This is a genomic window from Streptomyces sp. Isolate_45, assembly GCF_024721315.2.
Lineage (GTDB): Bacteria > Actinomycetota > Actinomycetes > Streptomycetales > Streptomycetaceae > Streptomyces.
The window spans coordinates 1-21,575 of record NZ_JANFAK020000132.1 but is presented as its reverse complement, the minus strand read 5'-3'; the positions used below and the strand labels follow the sequence as shown (position 1 = coordinate 21,575).

Here is a 21,575-nt window from a genome sequence, read left to right as displayed (position 1 = left end):
CCCTGCACACGAACCGCTCACCGCGACGCGTACCCCTACCCACCTACGCGTTCGACACCAAGCGCTACTGGATAGAGGCGCCCGGACGTCCAACCGTTGATCCGTCGCCGACGCCGATCGGGACGGTGGCTGCCCCGGCCCCGGCGTCGGAGGGCTACGCCCGCCCGGTCCTGAGCAGCACGTACGTCGCACCGCGGTCGGTGACCGAGGAGCGCGTCGTGGCAGAGCTCGAAGAGACCCTGGGTGTCCACCCGATCGGTGTCCACGACAATTTCTTCGAAATCGGAGGGAACTCCCTGCTCGCGATGCGGATCGTGGCGCGGTCCGAGGTGCGCTTGGGGGCCCGGCTGTCCAGCCATGTCGTGCTCGACGCTCCGACGGCGGCGCAGCTCGCCCACTTGGTGGACGCGGCGTTGACTCCGTCTTCCGCCGGGGAGAGCGAGCTCGTGCCGCTCAAGCAGGGGGACGGGGCCGGCGTACCCCTGTTCCTCGTGCACCCCGTCGGCGGAAGCGTCTTCTTCTACCGGGAGCTTGCGCGCCTGCTCCCTGCCGAGCAGGCGGTGTACGGATTCCAGGCACGAGGTCTCGACGGCGCGGCCGCCCCCCTGCGGAGCATCGAGGAAATGGCCTCGCGATATCTCGCCCAGCTTCGGGCGCAGCGACCCACCGGCCCCTACGCGTTGGGCGGCGCGTCATTCGGAGGCCTCGTAGCCCTGGAAATGGCGCAACTGCTGCGAGCCGCGGGTGAAACCGTGCACCTGCTGACCGTCTTCGACTCCCCCGCACCCGGCCAGATGCCACCGGACCGTGAGGAAATGGACACGGTCGCCTTGGGCCCCGGAGATCCGGGTGCCTCCTTCGCCCAGCGAGTCGTCGATGTCTACCGGGCCAACATGGAGGCTCTCGGCGCCTACCGGCCCCGCCCCTACGAAGGCACGATTCTGTATTTCCTCGCCGAAGAGCGACGTCCAGGCATCGATCCCCCGCGCCCGGACACGGCCTGGGAGCCCATCGCCCTGGACGGTCTCGCCACGCACCGCGTGCCCGGCAACCACGTGACGATGCTGTCGCCGGAGAACGTGGAGGCGATCGCCCAAATTATATCCACTCACCTTCCATCGTTTGAATGAAAAGGCTTCCCATGGAATTGACCAAAGAAGTGCAAGAAGGCCAGCAAGCCTATACGCGCTGGGGGCTCAACTATTACAGATTCTTCGTTCTGGGGTTCAGCAACCGGCTTGGCTGGAGATGCTCGACTCCCCGCCTGCTCCGAATGTATGACGAGCACGCCTCCGGAAACCATCTCGATGTCGGCGTGGGTACCGGATATTATGTCGCACATTGCCGATACCCTGCCACAAACCCCCGTCTCGGCCTCATGGACATAAACGAGAACAGCCTGCAGTACGCAGCCGGGGCTGCCGCCAAACACTCGCCGGAAATCTACCACTATAACGTGCTGGAGCCGATACCGGACGATTTGACGAAGTTTGATTCCATCGGCATGAACTACTTGCTCCATTGCCTCCCTGGATCCATCGCAGAGAAAAGCGTCGTGTTCGATCACCTCGCGCCGCTCCTGAGTCAGGACGGCGTGGTATTCGGCTCAACGGTCGTGCGCGATGGCCGGCACAACGCGATCGCCAGGTACCTGCTCAAGGCCTACAACGAACGTGGCCACTTCCACAATTCGTCGGACACCGCGCACGGCCTGGAGAGCGCCCTGCGGGAGCGATTCGACGAAGTGAAAGTTCAGCTCGTCGGATCAGTGGCACTTTTCAGCGCGCGTAAGCCGATCAACAGGCCGCGCTCGACGGACGGAGAGTAAGAAATGAACAACGATTCAGACTTGTCGTGTGACGTTCTTATCATCGGCGCCGGGCTGGCCGGGGGCACTCTGGCCCGACAGCTGCGCCTGGAGCAGCCCGATTTGGACATCGTGGTACTCGAGAAGGAAGTGGAGTTCCCGCCGGGGCTCGATGAGTCCTCCGGCGAAGAGTTCACCAACTACGCCAATCGCATTCTTCAAATAGGTCCGTACCTGCGCAAAAACCACTATGTCAGTTCGGGTATGCGCTTTTTCTTCGATTCGGCCGAAAAGGACTTGCCGATCGAGCGCATGTCCGAGATCGGCGGCAAGCGGCCCCATCCCATTCCCACCTATCTGATCGACCGGCCCGCGATGGAGCGCGACCTCTGCGAGCTGAACCGCAACAGCGGTGTCCGGGTCCTGCTCGGGACCTCCGTCCTGAACTGCGGTCCAGGTGAGTCGCCGGCCGAGGCGATCACGCTCGACCGCGAGAACGGTCACCTGGTCCGTACCACTGCGGGCGTCATCCGCTGCAAGTGGCTCGTGGACGCGGCGGGAGAGGCCTCCCCCCTCGCCCGCATGCTCGATTTGGTCCCCGAGGACGGGCGCAACCCGATCGCGGCATCGTGGGCCCGCGTCGACGGATGCCTGTCCCTCGACGCACTGGGTGACAGCGCGTGGCGCCATCGCGTTCCGCACTGGGGCCGCGCGTCATCGATGACGTACTTCATGTACCGCGGCTACTGGATCTGGCTGCTGCCGCTCTCCGAGTCGCAGTACAGCATCGGTGTCGTCTTCGACAGGCGTCACACGGAGCCCGCTGTCGGGTCGGGCGACGAACTGCTGGCGTTCCTTCGTGAACACCGAGCCCTGCGTGACATCCTGGGACCGGACCCCACGCTTCGCAGCTTCGGCACGCGCAAGCGGCTGGCACGCCTTGCCAAGCAGCAGTTCTCGGAGGACCGATGGTTCCTGACGGGCAATGCCGCGACGGTGCTTGATCCGATGTTCGCGACCTCCTCCTGGCTCTTCACCGAGAACAACAAGCTCATCGGTGAGTTCATCAAGTCGGATAGGGAAGAACGGACGGCCGAGCTGCCGGCGTTCGTCCATCACTTCGACATCCGGGTCCGCAGCCGCTACGAGAAGCTTCTCAACACGCTCGGCCACTACGTCTCCCGCGGCTCTTTCGACGCCTGGGCCGCTTGGCTGGCCCTTCGCACCAGGGTCTACTACAACCGCATCGTCCCGGACGCGCTCGAAGACCACCGCATCCTGCTCAAGTTCTCCCGGACCCACGGCACCGACTGCCCATGTGACGAAACGGTGATGGGTGGAAAGCTCGCCCGGCTGCTGAGTTCGGCGGACCGCCTCACCGAAGAGTTCGTCGAGCTGATCGAACGTGATGAGAAGTACTACACCCACAACTCGGGCGTCTTCCTCGACTCGGCGACGTTCGACCAGGACGAGACCTTGATGCCGAAGGTTTACGAGCCGAGGGACTGGACGCTGGAAGGCCCGGCGGACGAGCGGAGCTACGAGATCTTCTGCCGCACTCTCGTGCAACGGCTCATCGAACTCTCGGGCGGGTCCTGGAGCGAGGAGAGGTTCAAGGACGTATTCAATCCGGACTGGGACGGTCACCAGCCGCTGGATGAGATTTACAAGGGCGTCGCCGGGTGAGTTCACCCCGCGGGCGAACGACGCGAGCGCGTGAGCAGGGCGTCGAAGGCGTCAGCTCGATCCAGCTGTCTGATGAACCGATCCGAGGAGCTTTTCCCATGACTCATCCCGTCCACGACCACTGCGCCTCTTACCCGTTCGACGGAGACGGCGGCCTGGCTTTGAGCGAGTTGTATGCGGCCGCACGAGAGACGGATGGCCTGATTCGCGTCCAGCTGCCGTATGGCGAGCCGACCTGGCTGGTGACCCGCTACGCCGACGCCCGCTTCGTGATGGGAGACGCGCGCTTCAGCCGGGCGATGGCCGCGGTGAAGGACGCGCCACGGCTGACACCGGACAACAACGTCGCCGGCATCCTGAGCATGGACCCGCCGGAACACACCTATCTGCGTGCCCTGGTCGCCAAGGCACTCACCCCGCGCACGGTCCAGGAGCTGCGGCCGCGGGTGCGGGAGATCGCGGAGCGGCTGATCGACGACATGGTCGCCGACGGTCAATCGGCCGATCTGGTCGAGGGCTTCTCCATGCCGTTGCCCTTCACCGTGATGTGCGAGCTCCTCGGTGTGCCCGAAGCCGACCGCCCCACCGTCCGCTCCTGGAGCGACGCATGGCTTTCGACGAGCGCGCTGACCGCAGAGGAGTTCGACGGTATCCGCACTCAGATGCGGGAGTACATGCGCGGCCTCATCGAGGGTGAACGCAGGACACCCACAAACAACATGGCGACCCGTCTGATCGAGGTCAGCGACGCGACCGCGCGGCTGTCGGACCTCGAACTGGCCGAGGTGGCGACCGGGGTCCTCACCTCCGGCCACGAGAACGCCGCGAGTCAGATCTCCAACTTCGTCCATGTGCTTCTGGAGCGCCCGGAGAACTGGGAACAGCTGCTGACGGACCCCGATCTGATACCCGAGGCCGTGGAAGAGCTGAACCGGTTCGTTCCACTCCTCGCCGCGGGGGGTAGTTTTCCCCGTTACGCCAAGGAGGACGTCGAGGTCGGCGGAGTGCTGGTGCGTGCCGGTGAGCCCGTGCTCGTCTCGGTCAGCGCCGCCAACCGGGACGTGCTCCAGTTCGATTCTCCGGAGTCGCTCGTGTTCGGTCGGGAGAACCGGCAGCACGTCGCCTTCGGCCACGGCGTGCACCACTGCCCCGGCGCGGGGCTCAGCCGACTCGAACTGCAGGAGGCTCTGCGTGCCCTCCTCTCCAAGCTGCCCGGCCTGAAGATGGCGGGCGAGGTCGTCTGGAAGACCCCGACGATCGTTCGTGCGCCCCGGATCATGCCCGTTGGCTGGTGACCCGTGACGTGGAACCTCGACGTGGACCCGGACGTCTGTATCGGTTCGGGTGTGTGCGCGGCCCTGGCCTCGGACCGCTTCACCCTGGACGGAGTGCTCGCCCGGCCCGTGACCAGCAGCGTCGAGCCGGACGAGACCCTGCTCGACGCCGCGGACACCTGCCCGGCGATGGCGATCACCGTCAGCGAGCGCGGCGCGGTTATCGGCCCGCGCCCCTGGTCATGAGCAGGTCACCCGTCCAAACGGCGGATCCCCGCCCGGAACCCCCGGCCACCCTCACGCGGCAGGCCCTCGGCATGCCCATCCTTACGCAATCAGGAGTACCCCGTTGACCGAACACCGTTCGATCCCGGGCGTATTGGTACGAGCACTCGAATCCGCGGACGTCGATGACGCCGTAGAGCTGCTCGCGACCTCCAGCGCCTACGACAACCGCTTCCAGTTGCGCAAGCTACTGATCGCCGACCATCCCGATCACGCCGGCCGGACGCTGGTGGCGGACCGAGGCGGCGCCATCGTCGGCGCGGCAGCGCTCACCGCCGTGCCCAGTCTCCCCGGCACCGCAGCGGTCCGGGTGGTGGTCACTGAGGCCGAGCGCGGACAGGGCATAGGAACCGTGCTGGCCGGCGAGGTGGCCTCGGCGCTCGGCGGCCGCTCCGACTTCAGGACGCTCACCTGCGCACTACGCGATGATCTCCCGCGCGGACGGCGATTCGCCGAGCGGTACGGCCTCACGGTGACGAACCACAGCGTCGGCTGGAAGACCGACGTTCCCGAGCGGGAGGAGGATCTCCGGAGCCGGCTCGGGAAGGTGGCCGACGGACCCGTGGTGCGCCTGCGCCCGCTCGACATGGAGACGGAGACGGAGCTTCTGACCGCGGTCGCGAGCCGGTGCCTCATCGGCTTCCCCGTCCCGTTCGGCACAGGGGCGAGCGTCGACTTGGGCTCCGTCCTGCAGGCCATTCCGCGCGGAGCGGTTTTCCTCCTGGCCGAGCTGGAGCAGGCCGATGGCGGCGAGGCGATCCCCTGCGGACTGACGGTGCTGGCGCCGGAAGCCGGAGGCTCGGTCTGGCACACGATCTTCACGGGTGTCGACCCCGACCACCGCAGGCGCGGGGTCGGGAAAGCGGTGAAGGCTGCCCAGCTGGCCGAGGCTCGGAGCGTCGGCGTTCAGGTCGTCACGGCACTCAACGATGAAACCAACGAGCCCGTCATGCGCCTGAACCAGGCCATGGGAATGGTGCGGACCCTCGGGTATTGGAGCATGGCCCGCAGCGTGCCGGACGGCGCCGACGCCACGGTCTGACGCCACGGAGGCGGGCGCGTTCGGGCCGCCTCCCCCCGGCCGGGTCCGGCCGGGGAGTTCGCCGTCGGCCAGGCCTCGCACGCAAAGCGACCGGGCCGGCGGTGGTCCCTGCCAGCCGGCTCGGCCCTGTTCACCGTGGGATCGTCAACACTCGTGGCGGCGGTGACCCGGCTGTCCGGGCGCCGCCGCACCGGGGATCTGCCGGGAAAGCGCGGGTAGGGGCCTGTGCCCGGGGCGCCTACAATGTCCCTGGGGTCGAGTCGCGACTCATCGGTATCGCTGAGGATCCGCGCCGAGGTCGCCGCTATCGGCGGGGGTCGCCGTTCGGCCGGTCTCAAGGTGCAGCAACAACTGGGAAGGGTGTGTCGGCGTGACGCGCTACGGGTCTCCGCTTCCGGAGAAGCCCTCGCTCGACGAGCTGGAATCGAAGTGGTCGCAGTTCTGGAGTGAGGCCGACGTATACCGCTTCGGACGGCCGGGCAGTCGTGACGCCGTATTCTCGATCGACACTCCGCCGCCCACGGTCAGCGGCTCCCTGCACGTGGGACACGTCTTCAGCTACACCCACACCGACATCGTCGCCCGTTTCCAGCGGATGCGCGGCAAGCACGTCTTCTACCCCATGGGCTGGGACGACAACGGCCTGCCGACCGAACGCCGGGTGCAGAACTACTACGGCGTGCGCTGCGAGCCGTCGCTGCCGTACGACCCGGACTTCACAGCGCCGACCCCCGTCGCGGAGCGGACGGGCAAGGACAAGAAGGCACCCGCGGTCAGCATCTCGCGGCAGAACTTCGTCGAGCTGTGCGAAAGGCTGACCACCGAGGACGAGCTCGTCTTCGAGAAGCTCTGGCGCAAGCTGGGGCTATCGGTCGACTGGTCGATGACGTACACGACCATCGGTAAGGAGGCTCAGCGGGTCTCGCAGCAAGCCTTCCTGAACCTGCTCGAGCGCGGTGACGCCTACCAGTCCGAGGCGCCCACGATGTGGGACGTGTCGTTCCAGACGGCGGTCGCCAACGCCGAAGTGATCGAGAAGGACGCCTCGGGCGCGTACCACCGGGTGGCGTTCAAGCACGGGTCCGAGGACATCTTCATCGAGACGACCCGGCCCGAGCTGCTTCCGGCTTGCGTGGCGCTGGTCGCGCATCCCGACGACGAGCGGTACCAGCCGCTCTTCGGCAGTGAGGTCGTCTCGCCGCTGTTCGGTGTCCGGGTCCCGGTGGTCGCCCACCATGCCGCCGACCCCGAGAAGGGCAGCGGCATCGCGATGATCTGCACCTTCGGTGACATGACCGACGTGATGTGGTGGCGCGAGTTCCAGCTTCCGACCCGTACGGTCATCGGCCGCAACGGCAGGCTGCTCGCCCTCGACTTCGAGACCTTGCCGAGCGAGGACGCCGAGCGGGCGCAGGCGATCTACGACACGATCGCGGGCAAGACGGTCCACAGTGCCCGCGAGCTCCTCGTCGAGGCGCTGCGGGCCGACGGCAGTCTGATCGACGACCCGCGCCCGACGACGCGTGCGGTCAAGTTCTTCGAGAAGGGCGACAAGCCCCTGGAGATCGTCAGTAGCCGGCAGTGGTTCATCAGGACCGTCGAGCACCGCGACGAACTCCTCGCCCGTGGCAACGAGATCCAGTGGCACCCGCCGCACATGCAGTCCCGCTACAACGACTGGGTCCAGGGTCTCAACATCGACTGGCTGATCAGCCGTCAGCGCTTCTTCGGCGTGCCGTTCCCGCTCTGGTACGCACTGGACGAGGAGGGGCAGCCGGACTACCGCGAGCCCATCGTTCCCGACGGATCGATGCTTCCGGTCGACCCGTCCAGCGACTGTCCGCCCGGCTTCACGGAAGACCAGCGGGGCAAGCCCAACGGCTTCATGGGTGAACCGGATGTCATGGATACCTGGGCGACCTCCTCGCTGAGCCCTCAGCTGGCCTGCGGCTGGCTCTCCGACCCGGAGCTGTTCGCCCAGGTCTTCCCGATGGACCTGCGCCCCCAGGCGCACGACATCATCCGTACATGGCTGTTCACGACCGTGGTCCGGTCCCATTCGGAGGCCGACACCACCCCGTGGAAGCACGCCGCGCTCTCCGGCTGGATCCTCGACCCGGACCGCAAGAAGATGTCGAAGTCCCAGGGGAACGTGGTCACCCCCGGGCATCTGCTGGACGAGTACGGCGCGGACGCGGTCCGCTACTGGGCGGCGAGCGGCCGTCCGGGGACCGACACCGCCTTCGACCCGCAGCAGATGAAGATCGGCCGGCGGCTCGCGGTGAAACTACTCAACGCGAGCAAGTTCGTGCTCTCACTGCCCGCGCCGGCCGCCGGTGCGGAGACCACTGATCCGCTGGACAAGGCGTTGCTGGCGAAGCTGGCCACGACCGTGACCGAGGCGACGGCCGCGCTCGAGGGCTTCGACTACACCTCGGCGCTGGACGGAATCGAGCGTTTCTTCTGGTACTTCTGCGACAACTACGTCGAGCTGGTCAAGGAGCGCGCCTACGGCAAGGGCAGCGAGGAGGGCGCGGAGTCGGCCCGGGCCACGCTGCGAACTGCGCTCGACATCATGACCCGGATGTTCGCGCCCGTGCTCCCCTACACCACGGAGGAGACCTGGTCGTGGACCCACGACTCCACGGTGCACCTGGCCGCGTGGCCGTCGCTCGAGGAGTTCGCGGCGGGTGCCGCCGACGGGCGGCCGGAGCTGGCCGACGTCGCCGCCTCGGCGATCGCCGTCGTCCGCAAGGCCAAGTCCACCGCGAAGCTGTCGATGCGGGCGGAAGTCGCCCGGGTCGTGGTCCAGGCGCCCTCCAAGGTGCTTGAGAGCATCGCGCTGCTCAGCGCGGACATCAAGGCGGCCGGCAACGTGTCCGAGCTTGAACTCCGGGCCGACGAGGACGCCGCCGAGCTGACGGTCGAGGTTGAGTTGTCGTAGCGAGCCATATCGGCGTCACGGACGGCACCACGCGTCAGCATCACCGGTGACCTCGTCATACGCCGGTCTCGGGTACGAACCCCGAAGGCCGCTCTGCGGAAGCCCCAGGAGTCACTCTCCGTGACCTGGGGCTTCTGCCTTCCCGGATGACGGGCTCGGCCGGAATCCGCGCGTTGATCCCACACTCGGTCGACAAGGCCTGCACCCGCAAACGGCCCGGCCGCCGCAGCGGTCGCCCACCGGCCTTCGATCGCGAGATCCACCAGCGGCGGAACACCTATCGGGCAGTGCGCCGACAATTTCGAGCGATGGCGCTACCCGGTCGCGCACCACGACAAGGCAAGCAATCGTCCATCCCGCAGGAGGAGCCCCTCCCGGCCCCTCATCTCCGACCGACACGCGCCTAGCAAGGGCGGCCGACAGATCGCCGGCAATACGGTGAGGGGCCGACCTTCCCGTCCGGTTCGGCGAGGAGCCGGTCGTGCAATCTATCCGGATGAACGAATCCGACCCGAATCGTCATCCCGGAGACGGGCCACGGAAGCCAGGCCCACGGACACGCCGCTCAGGCGTGGTTGACCGGGAGGACGTCCGGGGAGAGGGCGCCCGCGTGGGCCGCGGCGGAGGTCATCCGCTTGCGGTGGTGGCGGCGGCAGAGGACCTCGTAGCCGATCTCGCCCGCCGGGCGGTTCACGTCGCCGACGACGACCTGGGCGCCCTCGACGACCATCTCGCCGCCCACGGTACGGGCGTTGTGCGTGGCGCGGGCCCCGCACCAGCACAGGGCCTCGACCTGGAGCTGTTCGAGCCGGTCCGCCAGCTCGATCAGGCGCTGCGAGCCCGGGAAGAGCTTCGTGCGGAAGTCGGTCGTGATGCCGAAGGCGAAGACGTCCAGTCCGAGGTCGTCCACGATCCGGGCCAGCTGGTCGATCTGGTCGGGGGCCAGGAACTGCGCCTCGTCCACGATCACGTAGTCGGCCTTGCCGCCCTTGGACAACTGGGCGACCAGGTACGCGTACAGGTCCATGCCCTCCGGTGCCTCGACCGCCTCGGTCACCAGACCCAGGCGCGAGGACAGCTTGCCCTCGCCCGCCCGGTCGTCCCGCGTGAAGATGACGCCCTGCAGGCCCCGCGCGTCACGGTTGTGCGCGATCTGGAGCGCCAGGGTCTTTTTTCTTGACCATCCACCAACTCATTCAACTGCAGCCGCCGTTGCACGCACGTACGCAGAGAAGTGTGGCGCGCCTCGAACGGCTACTCGACCTTACGGAGACAAACCTGCCAATCCCCGGCCGGGTCGTCCACGTGGTCGAGTTTCCAGGGCTCTCCCCGGACTGAGAAGGTGTCGCCCGGCTCAAGGGTGTACTTCCGTTCCTCTCCGTCGTCCACCACTAGGCGGACCGTGAGGGGGAAACCAGGACGTGATTCCACACAGATCACGCCGAAGAAGGCGAGGGCGGTTGGCGTCGGAACTCCACGAAAGACAAAGATCTCAGTAGTCACCTGATCACTCCAAGGTGGCGCATCGAGGCCGGATGCCGGCCTTGAACCGTGAAATTGTCAGGGGCTCGGAATGGTTCCTGTTCCAAGGATTGCGCAGGTGAATCCCAGCACCTGCGTGAGTGCTCCCGCCGGGCGGGGCTCCGGCAGTGGATCGGTGACGATCGCCGAGATGTTGGAGCACGCGGACGTACGACGCAAGGACGAGGTGCCCACCACGGCCGCGACAAGGCCATGGGGTCGTCGCCGGAGGCCTCCATGCCGGCGATGCCGGATCCACGCGGCGGCCTGCGCCTCCCGCCTTGGCTACTGGTTGGCCAGCAGGTCGGTGCGGTGCTGTTCGAGGTCGGTGACACCGTCGAGGTCCACCATGGCCGTGTATCGGGTTTGCGCCGCCGCGTCGCGACCCGTCTCGTCGGTCAGGCCCCAGCTGTCCGCGAAGCCCCAGCTGCCGCCTGTGTAGACGCCCTTGATCATACCGTCCACCGTCCCGACGGCGTCGAAGGGACCACCCTGCCAGCGGAAGGTCCAGTGGATCCGGTACCAGGCGCCCAACTGCTCCGGGGCGGCGAGGAAGTGTCCGGCGTCCGGGTCCCGGGGATCGGCGACAAGATCCTCAGGCCGGTCGTGCCCGGTGGACAGAGCGATGAGGCCCGACGCGTCGACCTCGGCAGCAGCCGGATACGTCTGGCCGTGGTAGACCGCGTAGGCCTTGGGGCGGAAATGGTCGACCTCGGCCAGACGCCGAACCAGGTCGTGCAGTGGCTGGAGCAGATCCTCGCGATGCTCCGCCAGCTCGGTGACCTCGTCGCGCGGGAAGACGCCGCAATAGCGGATGCCCCGGCGCTTGAGGTGCTCCCTAGCGAAGTGTTCGTCGGAGCCGAGGTAGTCGCCCGAGACGGTGGTGGGCGCGGCGGCGGTGCACTCGAAAAGCTCGTCCCGCCAGCGGAACGTCCACCGCACGGCGTACCAGACTTCGAGGCGCTCCGGCGGCACCGGGTATCCCACCGACCCGTTGGCGCTCTCGCGCGGGGCAAGGCCCGCGGGTGCGGGGCGGTCTGACTCGGGCAGCAGCTCGACGCACGGCCACAAACCCGCGGCGGGACGGGTCCGGTAGAGGTCGCCGTGGAAGACGGCGACCTCACCCTTGACCGGGAAGGGGCGGCTCGCAGGGTCAGTCATAGGCTTTTCCACAATCCTTCGTTCTTGTCGAAGAAGCCGCAGGCTTCTTCTGCGCCGTCGGCGTGCATACGCCAGATCTCAGCATGGTGTGGGAAGCCGGTGGGTTCGGCGATCCATTCCGGGACACCCCCACCGGTGTAGCCGGTGCCGAGGAACGGGTCATCCCAGCCCTTTCCCTTGCTCAGGCCGGCCATGCCGGCGACGCGGTCGGCCAGCCCCTGGTCGCCGACGGCACCAAGGCTCGGGGGCGCGTCCATGCCGTGCGGTGCCGGGAAACGCAGCTGGTACGCCTCGGACGCACCCGGAGGGACGGGGCTCCAGCCGGCCCCGCCATCATCCAGAGCGAGCCCGTCGCGCAGTTGGTCCATGCTGCGCAGGCCGGCGGTGTCACAGCCGCGCGCGATCGAGCCTTCAAACTCGCCGGGGTTGAAGTCTTTTTTGCCGAACTTGCTGGCGTTGTCCAGATATGCCTGCATTTTTTCGGGTGTGATCACCTTGGTCATCATACGGCCCTCGTCGAGCTTGATCGCGTCACGGACCCCGACGACCTCGCGGGCCTGCGCCTCGCTCAGCTCGTTGGTCCGGGTGAGCCGGAGCTTGTCATGCTCGGAGCGGTCCAGGCCGCGTGCCCCCAGCTGGTCGTCCATCTCCTTCTGATAGCTGGGGCCGTCGCGTAGCGCGCTGTTGCCGTACCGTTCGCCTTCGTCCTCAGCCGCGTCAGCCTTCGGCTCGGCCTCCGGCTCGTGGGCCCGGCGGATGCTGTCGCCGTCACCCGGCAGGACGGTCTCCCCGGCCACCGCACCGAATCCGGCGGCCTCGGCCGCACCCCCAGGAGTCTTGGCCTTGAGCGCTTCGACCGGCCTGGCCTCGTTCTCACCAGCCTGGTCCAAGACGTCCGCAGGCGGCTTTGTAGCTTCGGCCCGCTCCGGAACAGCCTTGGTCTCAGGCGCGGGCGGCTCGGGGGCGTCCGTCAGTGCCGTGGGCTCCGGCGCCGCGTCCGGGTCCGGAGCTTCGACCGGACGCGCGGGCTCAGCTGGGCTGCCCGGGGCATCGGCCGAATCCAAGGGGCCGGTGGGCTCCGGCTCCTCGGATTGGCCGGGGGCCTCGGCGGGCGCAGGGGCGTCGGCCCGTTCCGCGGGCGCGGCCGGGGCGCTCTTGGGCGCCTCACCCTGCTGCTCGGCTCCGAGTGATGCGGTGTACAGGGCCGAGTACGGCGCGGAGTCGTCGTAGGGCTTGAGTTCCAGCTCCAGCTCGGGAAGCTCGTCGTCCGGCTTCGCCGGATCGCCGGAGCCCTCCGGCATTTGCGACTCCTCGCCCCCGGCGGGCGCGTCCGGGTGCTGAGGCTCGGTCGGCTCGGGGGCTTCGTCCGACGCCGAGAAGGGAGCGGGCGCCTCGTCCGCTTCCGGAGAACCCGACCCGGCCGAGTCGACGGCTTCCACCGGAACCGGTGTTTCCGCCGGATCCGGCGCCACCTCCGGGTCCGCGCTCCCGGCCGGACGCAGGGACTCCGCCCCGTCGGCGCGCCGAATCTCAGCCGACTCCGGAACCTCGCCGGAGTCGACGGCCGCAGCAGGCGCGGGAGCCTCCTCGGGATCGGAGGACACCGCGTCGGCCGGGGCGGGAGCCTCGCTCGGGCGCGGGGCGGCATCAGCCGCCGGCCCGGACGGCGAGTCGGGGGCCTCCGCAGCGGCGCCCTGCGGTTCAGCCGGCTCGGGGGCTTCGTCCGACGCCGGGGCAGGGGCGGGCGCCTCGTCCGCTTTCGCCTCCGGGGAAGCCGAACCGGCCGCTTCAACGGCCTCCGCCGGAGCGGGTGCTTCCGCCGGATCCGGGCTCTCGGCCGGACGCACGGGCTCCGTCGCGTCGGCGCGCTGAGTCGGCTCAGCCGGTTCCGGAGCCTCGCCAGGGTCGACGGACTCGGTCGGCGCGGGAGCCTGCTCGGGATCGGAGGACGCCGCGTCGGCCGGGGCGGGAGCCTCGCTCGGGCGCGGGGTGACATCAGCCGCCGGGCCGGACGGTCGGGCCGGCTCCTCACGGGTCTCCGTGGCAATGCCCTGGGGTGAAGTCGGCTCGGGGGCTTCGTTCGACGCCGGGGCGGGGGTGGGCGCCACGTCCGCTTCCGGGGAAGCCGAACCGGCCGAGTCAACGGCCTCCACCGGGACCGGTGCTTCATCCGGATCCGGCGCCGCGTCCGAGCGCGCAGGCTCGGACCGGCCGCGGGCCTCAGCCGAGTCATCCGACGCCGACGCCCCGGCAGGGTCGGGAGCCTCGTCAGGGTCGGGTGCCCCGGCAGAGTCGGAAGCCTTGGCTGGGACGGGGGCATCTGCCGGGGTGGGGGCTTCGGCCTGGTCCGTCGGCGGGGTCGGGGCGGGGGCGTCCGTGGGCTCCGGAGCGGACGGTGGTTCCGGACGTGGGGGCAGCTCTGGCGGACGTTCGCTCATCGGGCGCCGGCCGGCCGGACGTTGTCGCGGTAAAGCCGGACCCACGGCAGGGTGTTGCGCTGCCACGCCGCTCGGGCCACGTGTACGAACACGCAGGCCCGGTAGTCGTCCACCGCGGAGTCCCCATCCCCTTCCGGCACGCGCAGGGGGACCGTGTCGGCGAGGGCGGTCACCCAGTCGGCGGTGGCGCGCCACCAATCCGCCTGTTCGCGGGAGGTCTTCGGGTACGCCGCCACGCGTTCCTTCAGCTTCGTGCCGTGCTCGGGCCACACCGCCGTGGCGGCCCGGGTGCGGAAGCTGCAACGGTGCCGGCAGCCCTCACAGTCGGGGAAGGGGGCCAGCGCGGCGTCGACCGCCTCGTGGTCGGCCGCCAAGGCGCGGAAGCGGGTGGCCAGTTCCGCATCCGTGGCCAGGGGCGCCCGGACGACCCCTGCCTCCCTCGCCGCCTGCGCGCGTACGTCGGGGACACGGAGCAGCCCCGGACGGTCGATACGGTCGTGGTGGGCGAAGGCCTGGAAGGGCTCCAGCGAGGCGGCGTACCGCTCCTGGTCGGGAGAGAACCGCATGGTTCCGCCGATGAGGTTACGGTCCTGGGCGGACGGCAGCCGGTGCATGACCTTGAGGTTGGTGTTCTTGTACGCGTCCTCGACGAGCTTGCCGGGGACCTGCTCGACGATGACGATGCCCTCGCCGTACTTGCGGTTCTCCGCCAGAGTGTTGGCGAAGGCCTGGGCCGCACGGGCCTGGGCGTTGCCCTCCCTCGCGTCGCCACCGCGGGCCACCGGCTGCCCGAGCAGGCGGTGTGCCTCTTCGATCACGGTGACGTGGGCGAGGGAGCCGCCCTCGCGGTTCGCCTTGTAGTACTCGGTCATGGTCTGCAGGAGCAGTGCCGTGATGAGCGACTGCTCCTTCTCGTTGTCCCCGACGCCCGCGAGCTCGACGATCACCGGGCGGCGGAGCAGCTCTTCCACCGGGTAGGAGCGGGCGACGTCCAAAGTGGTGCCGCACGCCCCCTCCGCGAGGGACTCCGCACGCAGGCGGGAGGCGGCGATGATGTTGTCGCGCACCTCGCCCGAGTAGTCCAGTTGCTCGCACTGCTTGCGCATCTCCGTGATGAAGTCACGCAGCGTCGGCCAGTTTTCGGCGAGGGACGGATCGGCGGTGTCGGTGGGGACGATGCCCTTGCGCGCGTACGTCGCCCGCAGTGCCCGGTTGTAGATGCTGGGCAGCGGGTCCCAAAGGCCGAAGGCCGCGTCGAAGCACGCCATGAGTCCGGCGATATGGGTGCTGACACGAACCCCGGCCGGCACCTCGAAGGGGTTGAGGCGCAGCGGCGCGACGGATTCGTCGCCGACGGTGAGGACCAGGAGGTCCTCGAACCCGGGGCGGGTGGCCAGCCAGCGGTAATCGTCCAGGGTGGAGTTGACGGGCTCGAGGACGAGGAAGGGCACGCGGTGGTCGCGCCACAGCTGCTCGCAGAACGCCAGAGTGGTGTTGGTCTTGCCGGAGCCGGTCGTACCCACGATCAGGGCATGCCGGGTGAGGTCGCCCAGGCCGATGCCCAGGGGACCGGCGGGCATGTCGTTGACGAGCTGGCGTCCGAGGGTGATGACCGGGCCGTCCATGCGGTACGCCGTCTCACCGGCCATGCCGGGGCGCCGTACGGGGAATCCCGTCATGTGGCCGCTCACTGCCAGGGGCAGGCGGAAGGCCGCGGCGGCCTCGCGGGCATCGACGAGTTCCGGAAGCAGCCGCAGGGGCGGGGAGAGGTGTTCGGGCAGCCGCCAGCAGTGGTCGCCGCCCCAACGCGACTGGTCCAGGGTGGTCAGCTGCCGCCAGGCTTCGGGTAGTTCACCGGGTGCGGGCCAGGCAACGGTGTGCGCAGGACCGTTGATCGTCTCGGTGAGAACGCCGCCCTCGCGGGCCTGCACCGGCGGGGACACCGTGGCACCGACGAGCTCGGCGAGGGACTCCGGCAGGGGCGCCGGCGAGGCGAGAGCGATACGTATGCGGAACACGCGGTCCGTGTAGCGGCGGGCGGCATCGGCGTAGACGCGGGAGGCGTCCACGGCGAAGGCGTCGGCGGCGAGTTGGGCGCCCGGGGACCACAGCCCGTCGGGCAGCTGCCCAGGGGTACCCAGGCGTCCGTACTGCGTCGCGATGCGGTGCAGGAGCGGACCGAAGTCGGGCGGTACGACGTACGGCTCCAGGCCGATGCTGAGCATCACGGGGTGCGGGTGCGCGGCCAGCGCCTGCCACAGCACGTCCCACGGCGGGGCCGCCGCCGTGAACGGCTGCGGCGCGAGGTAGTAGTGCACTCCGGCATCGGGGCGGTTGGGGAGCCCGCTGTGGTAGCGCTTGCGGATCTCCGCCACCCCCGCCACCGCGTCGGGCGAGAAGGGAGTCAACAGCCGCGCCGTCTCGCCGCCGTCCACGACCGGCGTAGCGTGCACGTGCCGGGGAAGCGCCGCCATCCGGTCACGGACCGCGCGCGCGGCCGCATCGGCGCGCTCCGCGGTGGGAGCCGCCACCCGACCGAGCAGGGCACAGGAGACCCTGCGCTCGGCCGGGTCGCTCAGGTAGCGCAGCTCGATCCGTTCACCGTGGCCGGTGTTCCACTGTCCCGCCAGCCAGGCGGTCTCGGCAGCCACCGCCTTGGTCCTGCGCTCCGATTCCGGCAGGTCCGCGTACTCCTGGATCTCGGTGAGGTCGGCGGCGGCGTCGATGCGAACGGCCGTCCAAGCCCATACGGTCGTGCCGTCGGTGACGGCGAGCACTCCGTCCGACCCGGCTGCGCTCAGTTTCCACCACCGGGAGTGCCATACGGCATGTGAGTGGTCGGCGGCACGGGCGGAGCGGCGGGCGGGTTCGGCGGACCGTAGTGAGGCGGCCGGGTCGCCGGAACCTGCGGAGCCGGGTACGCCGGGTACGCCGGGTTCACATGCGGCGCCATGGCCGAATTGTCCATCCCGGGCACGGGCCCGGCGCCCGGCACCGGACCGTTGCCGCCCCCGGCCACCGGCTCGGTCGCGGTGGCGCCGGACTGGATGGGCGGCTCCTGGCCGAAGGTCGACACCATCGGAACCTCAATGCCCTGGACAGCCACCTCCACGCCCTCACGGGCCGCGGAGTGCACGGCCTCCCGCATGGCGCGCGGCTTCTCGGTGCGGAGCATCTGGTTGATCGCACCCGTGCGGTTGAACATCCCGCCGACGAGGTCCTTCAGGAAGTGTCCGATGATCACTGCCCCGGAGCGGCTGCGCCACATCGTCCATCCGACGTACAGGCTGGTCCCGTAGCCGAAAACAGTCACGTAGGCGACGTACCGGCCGCTCCTGATGACCAGTCGGTTGTTCACGACGTCCGGCATGATGTCGCTGCGGATCCGGACCGGTACCGCGGACACGGGGATCTTCCGCCTCGCGAGGGCGCCGTAAACGGCGGCGTACGCGGAGGACGACGCCGCGTGCTTGTCCTCCAGCAGGGTCTTCCACTCCGAGACCGGTTCGTTGATGCGCGCGGCAAGGAGGACGACCCAGAAGGCGATGAAGCCGAGGACTTGTCCGACGCCCAGCTCACCCCCCGAGTCGAAGAGGCTGGAATCCGATGCCAGCGCGGGCAGCAGGCCGAAGATCATGAAGACGAGGAAGGAGACCACGAAGGCCTGGAACCAGAGTTGGAACACGGTCCGGAACGGCACCGACTCGTCGAAGCTCAGCTCGACGTTCTCATAGCGCATCGTCTGGTTGCGGTATGCGGCGTTCGGCCCCATCGCCCCCGTGGCCGCCCAACCCACCGCGCCTTCGGCTTGTTTACCGTCCATGCTTCCCGCTCCCCCATCCCAGCAGTCCAGTTGATCAGATTAGTGCAGGGGTTCGATGACGACCAAAGCGCCCCGACGCTCGGAACCCGCCGAACGGTGTCGACGTCGCGATGCGGAAGGGAGCGGCGCTCAGGCGTGGTTGACCGGGAGGACGTCCGGGGAGAGGGCGCCCGCGTGGGCCGCGGCGGAGGTCATCCGCTTGCGGTGGTGGCGGCGGCAGAGGACCTCGTAGCCGATCTCGCCCGCCGGGCGGTTCACGTCGCCGACGACGACCTGGGCGCCCTCGACGACCATCTCGCCGCCCACGGTACGGGCGTTGTGCGTGGCGCGGGCCCCGCACCAGCACAGGGCCTCGACCTGGAGCTGTTCGAGCCGGTCCGCCAGCTCGATCAGGCGCTGCGAGCCCGGGAAGAGCTTCGTGCGGAAGTCGGTCGTGATGCCGAAGGCGAAGACGTCCAGTCCGAGGTCGTCCACGATCCGGGCCAGCTGGTCGATCTGGTCGGGGGCCAGGAACTGCGCCTCGTCCACGATCACGTAGTCGGCCTTGCCGCCCTTGGACAACTGGGCGACCAGGTACGCGTACAGGTCCATGCCCTCCGGTGCCTCGACCGCCTCGGTCACCAGACCCAGGCGCGAGGACAGCTTGCCCTCGCCCGCCCGGTCGTCCCGCGTGAAGATGACGCCCTGCAGGCCCCGCGCGTCACGGTTGTGCGCGATCTGGAGCGCCAGGGTGCTCTTTCCGCAGTCCATCGTTCCGGAGAAGAACACCAGCTCGGGCATGGCAGGACGGAACCTTTCGGGTCGTGGTCGACGAACGGGGGGAAGGGGTTGGTGCGGTCGATCAGGTGCGGACTTCGAGCAGCGGGACCAGCTGCTCGGCCGCGGTCATGGAGCCGTGCATGCCGACGAGGGCCGACTCGTTGGGCTCGTTGCGGGACGCGGTGATCGCCACGTCCGCCTGGGCGGCGGCGACCACGTCGCCGATCCGGCCGAGCACGCGCTCGTCGCACTCCCCCGGAGCGCCGAACCAGCCCAGTTCCAGGGCCTCTTCGCGGCTCGCGACCCAGAAGCGGTCGCCGAGCACCTCGCGCCACACGGTGAGTACGTCTGCCTCGGCCCCCGGTACGGCGTACACGTGCCGGGCCCGGCCCTCGCCGCCCAGGAGGGCAACGCCGGCGCCCAGCTCCCAGTCGTCGTCGAAGTCGATCCGGGAGTCCTCGTCGAAGGGGACGTCGACCATGCCGTGATCGGCGGTCACGTACAGCGCGGTGCGCGGCGGCAGCTGCTCGGCGAGGCGCCGCACCAGCCGGTCGACGAACATGAGCTGTCCGCGCCAGGCGTCGGAGTCCACGCCGTGCCGGTGTCCGGCCCCGTCGAGCTCGCTGTAGTACGTGTACACGAGCGAGCGCTCGGCGGCCGCGAGCTGGATGGCCGCGAGGTCCATGCGTTCCTCGCCGGTCATCCGGCCGTGGAAGGTGCCGCCGCTGAGCGCGACCTTGGTGAGCGGGGTGGTGCGGAACGTGGGTGAGGACACCTGGGCGGTGTGCACCCCCGCGGCGTCCGCGAGCTGGAACACCGTCGGATACGGCTGCCAGGGCTTGGGTGCGGTCCACGGCTGCCAGCGGAGCTGGTTCATCAGCTCGCCGGAGGCCGGGTTGCGCACGGCGTAGCCCGGCAGACCGTGGCGGGCGGGCGGCAGGCCGGTGCCGACGGAGGCCAGGGAGGTGGCGGTGGTCGCGGGGAAGCCCGCGGTGATCGGGCGGCCGGTGCCTCCGCGCGAGCCGGCGAGGAGGGAGGTGAGGTACGGGGCCTCGTCCGGGTGGGCCTTGATCTGCTCCCAGCCCATGCCGTCGACCAGGAACACGCAGTTCCGGTCGGCCGGGGTGAGCTCGGCGATCCCGGCGGCGAGGCCGGGCACCCCCTGACCGGCCGCGAGGGTCGGCAGGAGGTCGGCGAGCGAGCCGGTCCCGTAGTGCGGGACCGGGGCGCCGGCGAGGTCGAGCAGTTCCGGTTCGTCCTGCCAGTTCGGCGGCGCGGAGTACGACATCAGCGGGCGGGACCGGAGGTGGCGGCCGTCGCCTCGGAGAGCGCCTGGGCGAAGACCAGGGTCTGGCGCACCGTCTCGGGGCCGTCGCCGGCCTCGCTGACCCGCAGGCTGAGGTCGTCCGCGGTGGAGTTGCCGGTGTAGCCGTGGTCGGCGTCGCAGTTCGCGTCGCCGCAGGCGGCGGGCTCCAGGTCGATGCGCGAGACGGCGCCCCAGCCGATGGTCAGCACGACCTCGCGGGGCAGGGTGCCCGGGGTGTACGACTCCGGGTTGGCGACGACGCGGCTGAGGACCACGGAGGAGATGCTGCTGAGCTTGACCGACTCGGTGGAGGTGGTCGCGTACGGGGAGGGGGACCCGGCGTCGGCGGCCTGCTCGTCGGTGTGGCTGACGATGAAGCGGTTGCCGGTGAGGACCAGCACGGTCACGTGCCGGCGGACCTCGTTGGAGTCGAAGGTGGTCTCCTGGTGGACCAGGTACGACGAGATCGGCTCGCCGCCCACGGCGGCCTCCACCGCCTCGGCCACGAGGGCCGGGTAGTAGCCGCTGCGCTCGATCGCCGCGCGCAGCCCCTGGGTCGTCGTACCGGATTTCGCCATGAGGTCCATCCTAAGGCCCCTCCGGGGTCCCCCTACCTGTCCGTCGCTCAGTAGCTGGGCAGGGTGCGCGGGCCGAGGTCGGTGCGGGCGGGCGGGTGGGCGACGCGGACGGTGGCGCTCAGCACGGAGAGGCCCTCGGTGGCGACGACCACCGGCTCCAGGGAGACCCCGACGACCTCGGGGTGGTCGTCGACGAGTCGGGACAGCCGCAGCAGGAGTTCCTCCAGGGCGCGGGTGTCGACGGGGTCGCTGCCGCGCCAGCCGAAGAGCAGGGGGGCGGTGCGGATGGAGCGGATCAGCGCGGCCGCGTCCCGGTCGGTGGCGGGAACGAGCCGGTGGGCGGTGTCGCCGAGCAGCTCGGAGGCGACGCCGGCGAGCCCGAAGGTGAGGACGGCGCCGCCCGCGGGGTCGATGACCGAGCGGACGACGGTGTCCACGCCGCGCGGCACCATGGCCTGCACCACGGGGAGCAGCTCGGCCGGTTTGCCGAGGGAGTCGGTGAGCTCCTCGTACGAGCGCCTCAGCTCGGCCTCGGTGGTCAGGTCGAGGCGTACGCCGCCCAGGTCGGCCCGGTGGCGCAGGTGCGGGGCGGTGGTCTTGAGGGCGACGGGGTAGCCGAGGATCCGGGCCGCGCGGGCGGCGGCGTCGGGGGTGGGGGCGGGGAGGACGGGCAGGACGCGGATGCCGTAGCGGCCGAGGAGCTCGCGGCCGTCGGCCTCGTCCAGGGTGGCGACGGAGGCGGGGGCGACGTCCGCGAGCAGGCCGGCGAGCAGGTGGGCGGCGCCGGCTTCGTCGATGTCCTCGTACTCGGGGACCTGGCCGCCCTCGGCGTTGGCCCTGCGCCACTGGCCGTAGCGGACGGCTTCGGCGAGGGCCTTCACGGCCCGCTCGGCGGCGGGGTAGGTCGGGATCGGGCCGCCGCGGGCGGGCGGTGCGTCGGTGGTGTCGGGG

At 69.6% G+C, this 21,575-nt stretch carries 17 protein-coding genes; 7 read left to right on the top strand and 10 right to left on the bottom strand.

From position 1 onward, the window contains the following. The 7 genes from NOD94_RS31285 to valS all read left to right on the top strand — a co-directional run. On the top strand, positions 1 to 1,130 hold a 1,130-nt coding region (locus NOD94_RS31285; protein WP_281209541.1), incomplete at its 5' end, for an alpha/beta fold hydrolase. A gap of 11 nt (positions 1,131 to 1,141) precedes the next feature. Continuing rightward, a complete protein-coding gene (locus NOD94_RS31280) occupies positions 1,142 to 1,828 on the top strand; it encodes a class I SAM-dependent methyltransferase (protein WP_281209539.1) in 687 nt (228 codons plus the stop codon). Positions 1,829 to 1,831: 3 nt separating this feature from the next. Then, positions 1,832 to 3,493, top strand: coding sequence for an NAD(P)/FAD-dependent oxidoreductase (locus NOD94_RS31275; RefSeq protein ID WP_281209538.1), 1,662 nt, complete (start codon positions 1,832 to 1,834; stop codon positions 3,491 to 3,493). 98 nt (positions 3,494 to 3,591) lie between these two features. Then, positions 3,592 to 4,788, top strand: a complete 1,197-nt coding sequence (locus NOD94_RS31270; RefSeq protein WP_281209537.1) for a cytochrome P450 — start codon at positions 3,592 to 3,594, stop codon at positions 4,786 to 4,788. A gap of 3 nt (positions 4,789 to 4,791) precedes the next feature. Beyond that, the gene (locus tag NOD94_RS31265; RefSeq protein ID WP_281209536.1) at positions 4,792 to 5,013 is read left to right on the top strand and encodes a ferredoxin; all 222 of its coding nucleotides are present in this window, start codon (positions 4,792 to 4,794) and stop codon (positions 5,011 to 5,013) included. Positions 5,014 to 5,116: 103 nt separating this feature from the next. Beyond that, complete coding sequence (locus NOD94_RS31260; RefSeq protein ID WP_281209535.1) at positions 5,117 to 6,094, top strand: GNAT family N-acetyltransferase; 978 nt, start codon at positions 5,117 to 5,119, stop codon at positions 6,092 to 6,094. Between the two features lie 370 nt (positions 6,095 to 6,464). Then, on the top strand, positions 6,465 to 9,038 hold the full coding sequence (gene valS / locus NOD94_RS31255) for a valine--tRNA ligase (protein ID WP_281209534.1): 2,574 nt from the start codon (positions 6,465 to 6,467) through the stop codon (positions 9,036 to 9,038). A gap of 565 nt (positions 9,039 to 9,603) precedes the next feature. Here valS and NOD94_RS31250 read toward each other — a convergent pair. From NOD94_RS31250 to NOD94_RS31205, 10 genes are all read right to left on the bottom strand, one after another. Further along, positions 9,604 to 10,203 carry a thymidine kinase gene (locus NOD94_RS31250; RefSeq protein WP_281209542.1) on the bottom strand — a complete coding sequence of 200 codons (600 nt, stop codon included), beginning with the start codon at positions 10,201 to 10,203 and terminating at the stop codon, positions 9,604 to 9,606. Positions 10,204 to 10,292: 89 nt separating this feature from the next. Then, complete coding sequence (locus NOD94_RS31245; RefSeq protein WP_281209533.1) at positions 10,293 to 10,541, bottom strand: DUF6406 domain-containing protein; 249 nt, start codon at positions 10,539 to 10,541, stop codon at positions 10,293 to 10,295. A gap of 303 nt (positions 10,542 to 10,844) precedes the next feature. Continuing rightward, positions 10,845 to 11,720, bottom strand: coding sequence for a hypothetical protein (locus tag NOD94_RS31240; protein WP_281209532.1), 876 nt, complete (start codon positions 11,718 to 11,720; stop codon positions 10,845 to 10,847). Continuing rightward, the gene (locus NOD94_RS31235) at positions 11,717 to 13,567 is read right to left on the bottom strand and encodes a hypothetical protein (protein WP_281209531.1); all 1,851 of its coding nucleotides are present in this window, start codon (positions 13,565 to 13,567) and stop codon (positions 11,717 to 11,719) included. The genes NOD94_RS31240 and NOD94_RS31235 overlap by 4 nt, the downstream gene beginning before the upstream one ends. A 587-nt stretch (positions 13,568 to 14,154) precedes the next feature. Next, positions 14,155 to 16,935 carry a DUF87 domain-containing protein gene (locus NOD94_RS31230; RefSeq protein WP_281209530.1) on the bottom strand — a complete coding sequence of 927 codons (2,781 nt, stop codon included), beginning with the start codon at positions 16,933 to 16,935 and terminating at the stop codon, positions 14,155 to 14,157. 20 nt (positions 16,936 to 16,955) lie between these two features. Then, on the bottom strand, positions 16,956 to 17,981 hold the full coding sequence (locus NOD94_RS31225) for a hypothetical protein (protein WP_281209529.1): 1,026 nt from the start codon (positions 17,979 to 17,981) through the stop codon (positions 16,956 to 16,958). Positions 17,982 to 18,110: 129 nt separating this feature from the next. Then, positions 18,111 to 18,761 (bottom strand): thymidine kinase, encoded by a 651-nt coding sequence (locus NOD94_RS31220; protein ID WP_281209528.1) that lies wholly within the window; start codon positions 18,759 to 18,761, stop codon positions 18,111 to 18,113. A gap of 61 nt (positions 18,762 to 18,822) precedes the next feature. Continuing rightward, positions 18,823 to 20,028 (bottom strand): nucleotide pyrophosphatase/phosphodiesterase family protein, encoded by a 1,206-nt coding sequence (locus tag NOD94_RS31215; protein WP_281209527.1) that lies wholly within the window; start codon positions 20,026 to 20,028, stop codon positions 18,823 to 18,825. Beyond that, a complete protein-coding gene (locus tag NOD94_RS31210) occupies positions 20,028 to 20,624 on the bottom strand; it encodes a DUF5998 family protein (RefSeq protein ID WP_281209526.1) in 597 nt (198 codons plus the stop codon). The genes NOD94_RS31215 and NOD94_RS31210 overlap by 1 nt, the downstream gene beginning before the upstream one ends. Positions 20,625 to 20,671: 47 nt before the next feature. Then, positions 20,672 to 21,575: acetate--CoA ligase family protein (locus tag NOD94_RS31205; RefSeq protein ID WP_281209525.1), on the bottom strand; the 904-nt coding region annotated here is incomplete at its 5' end.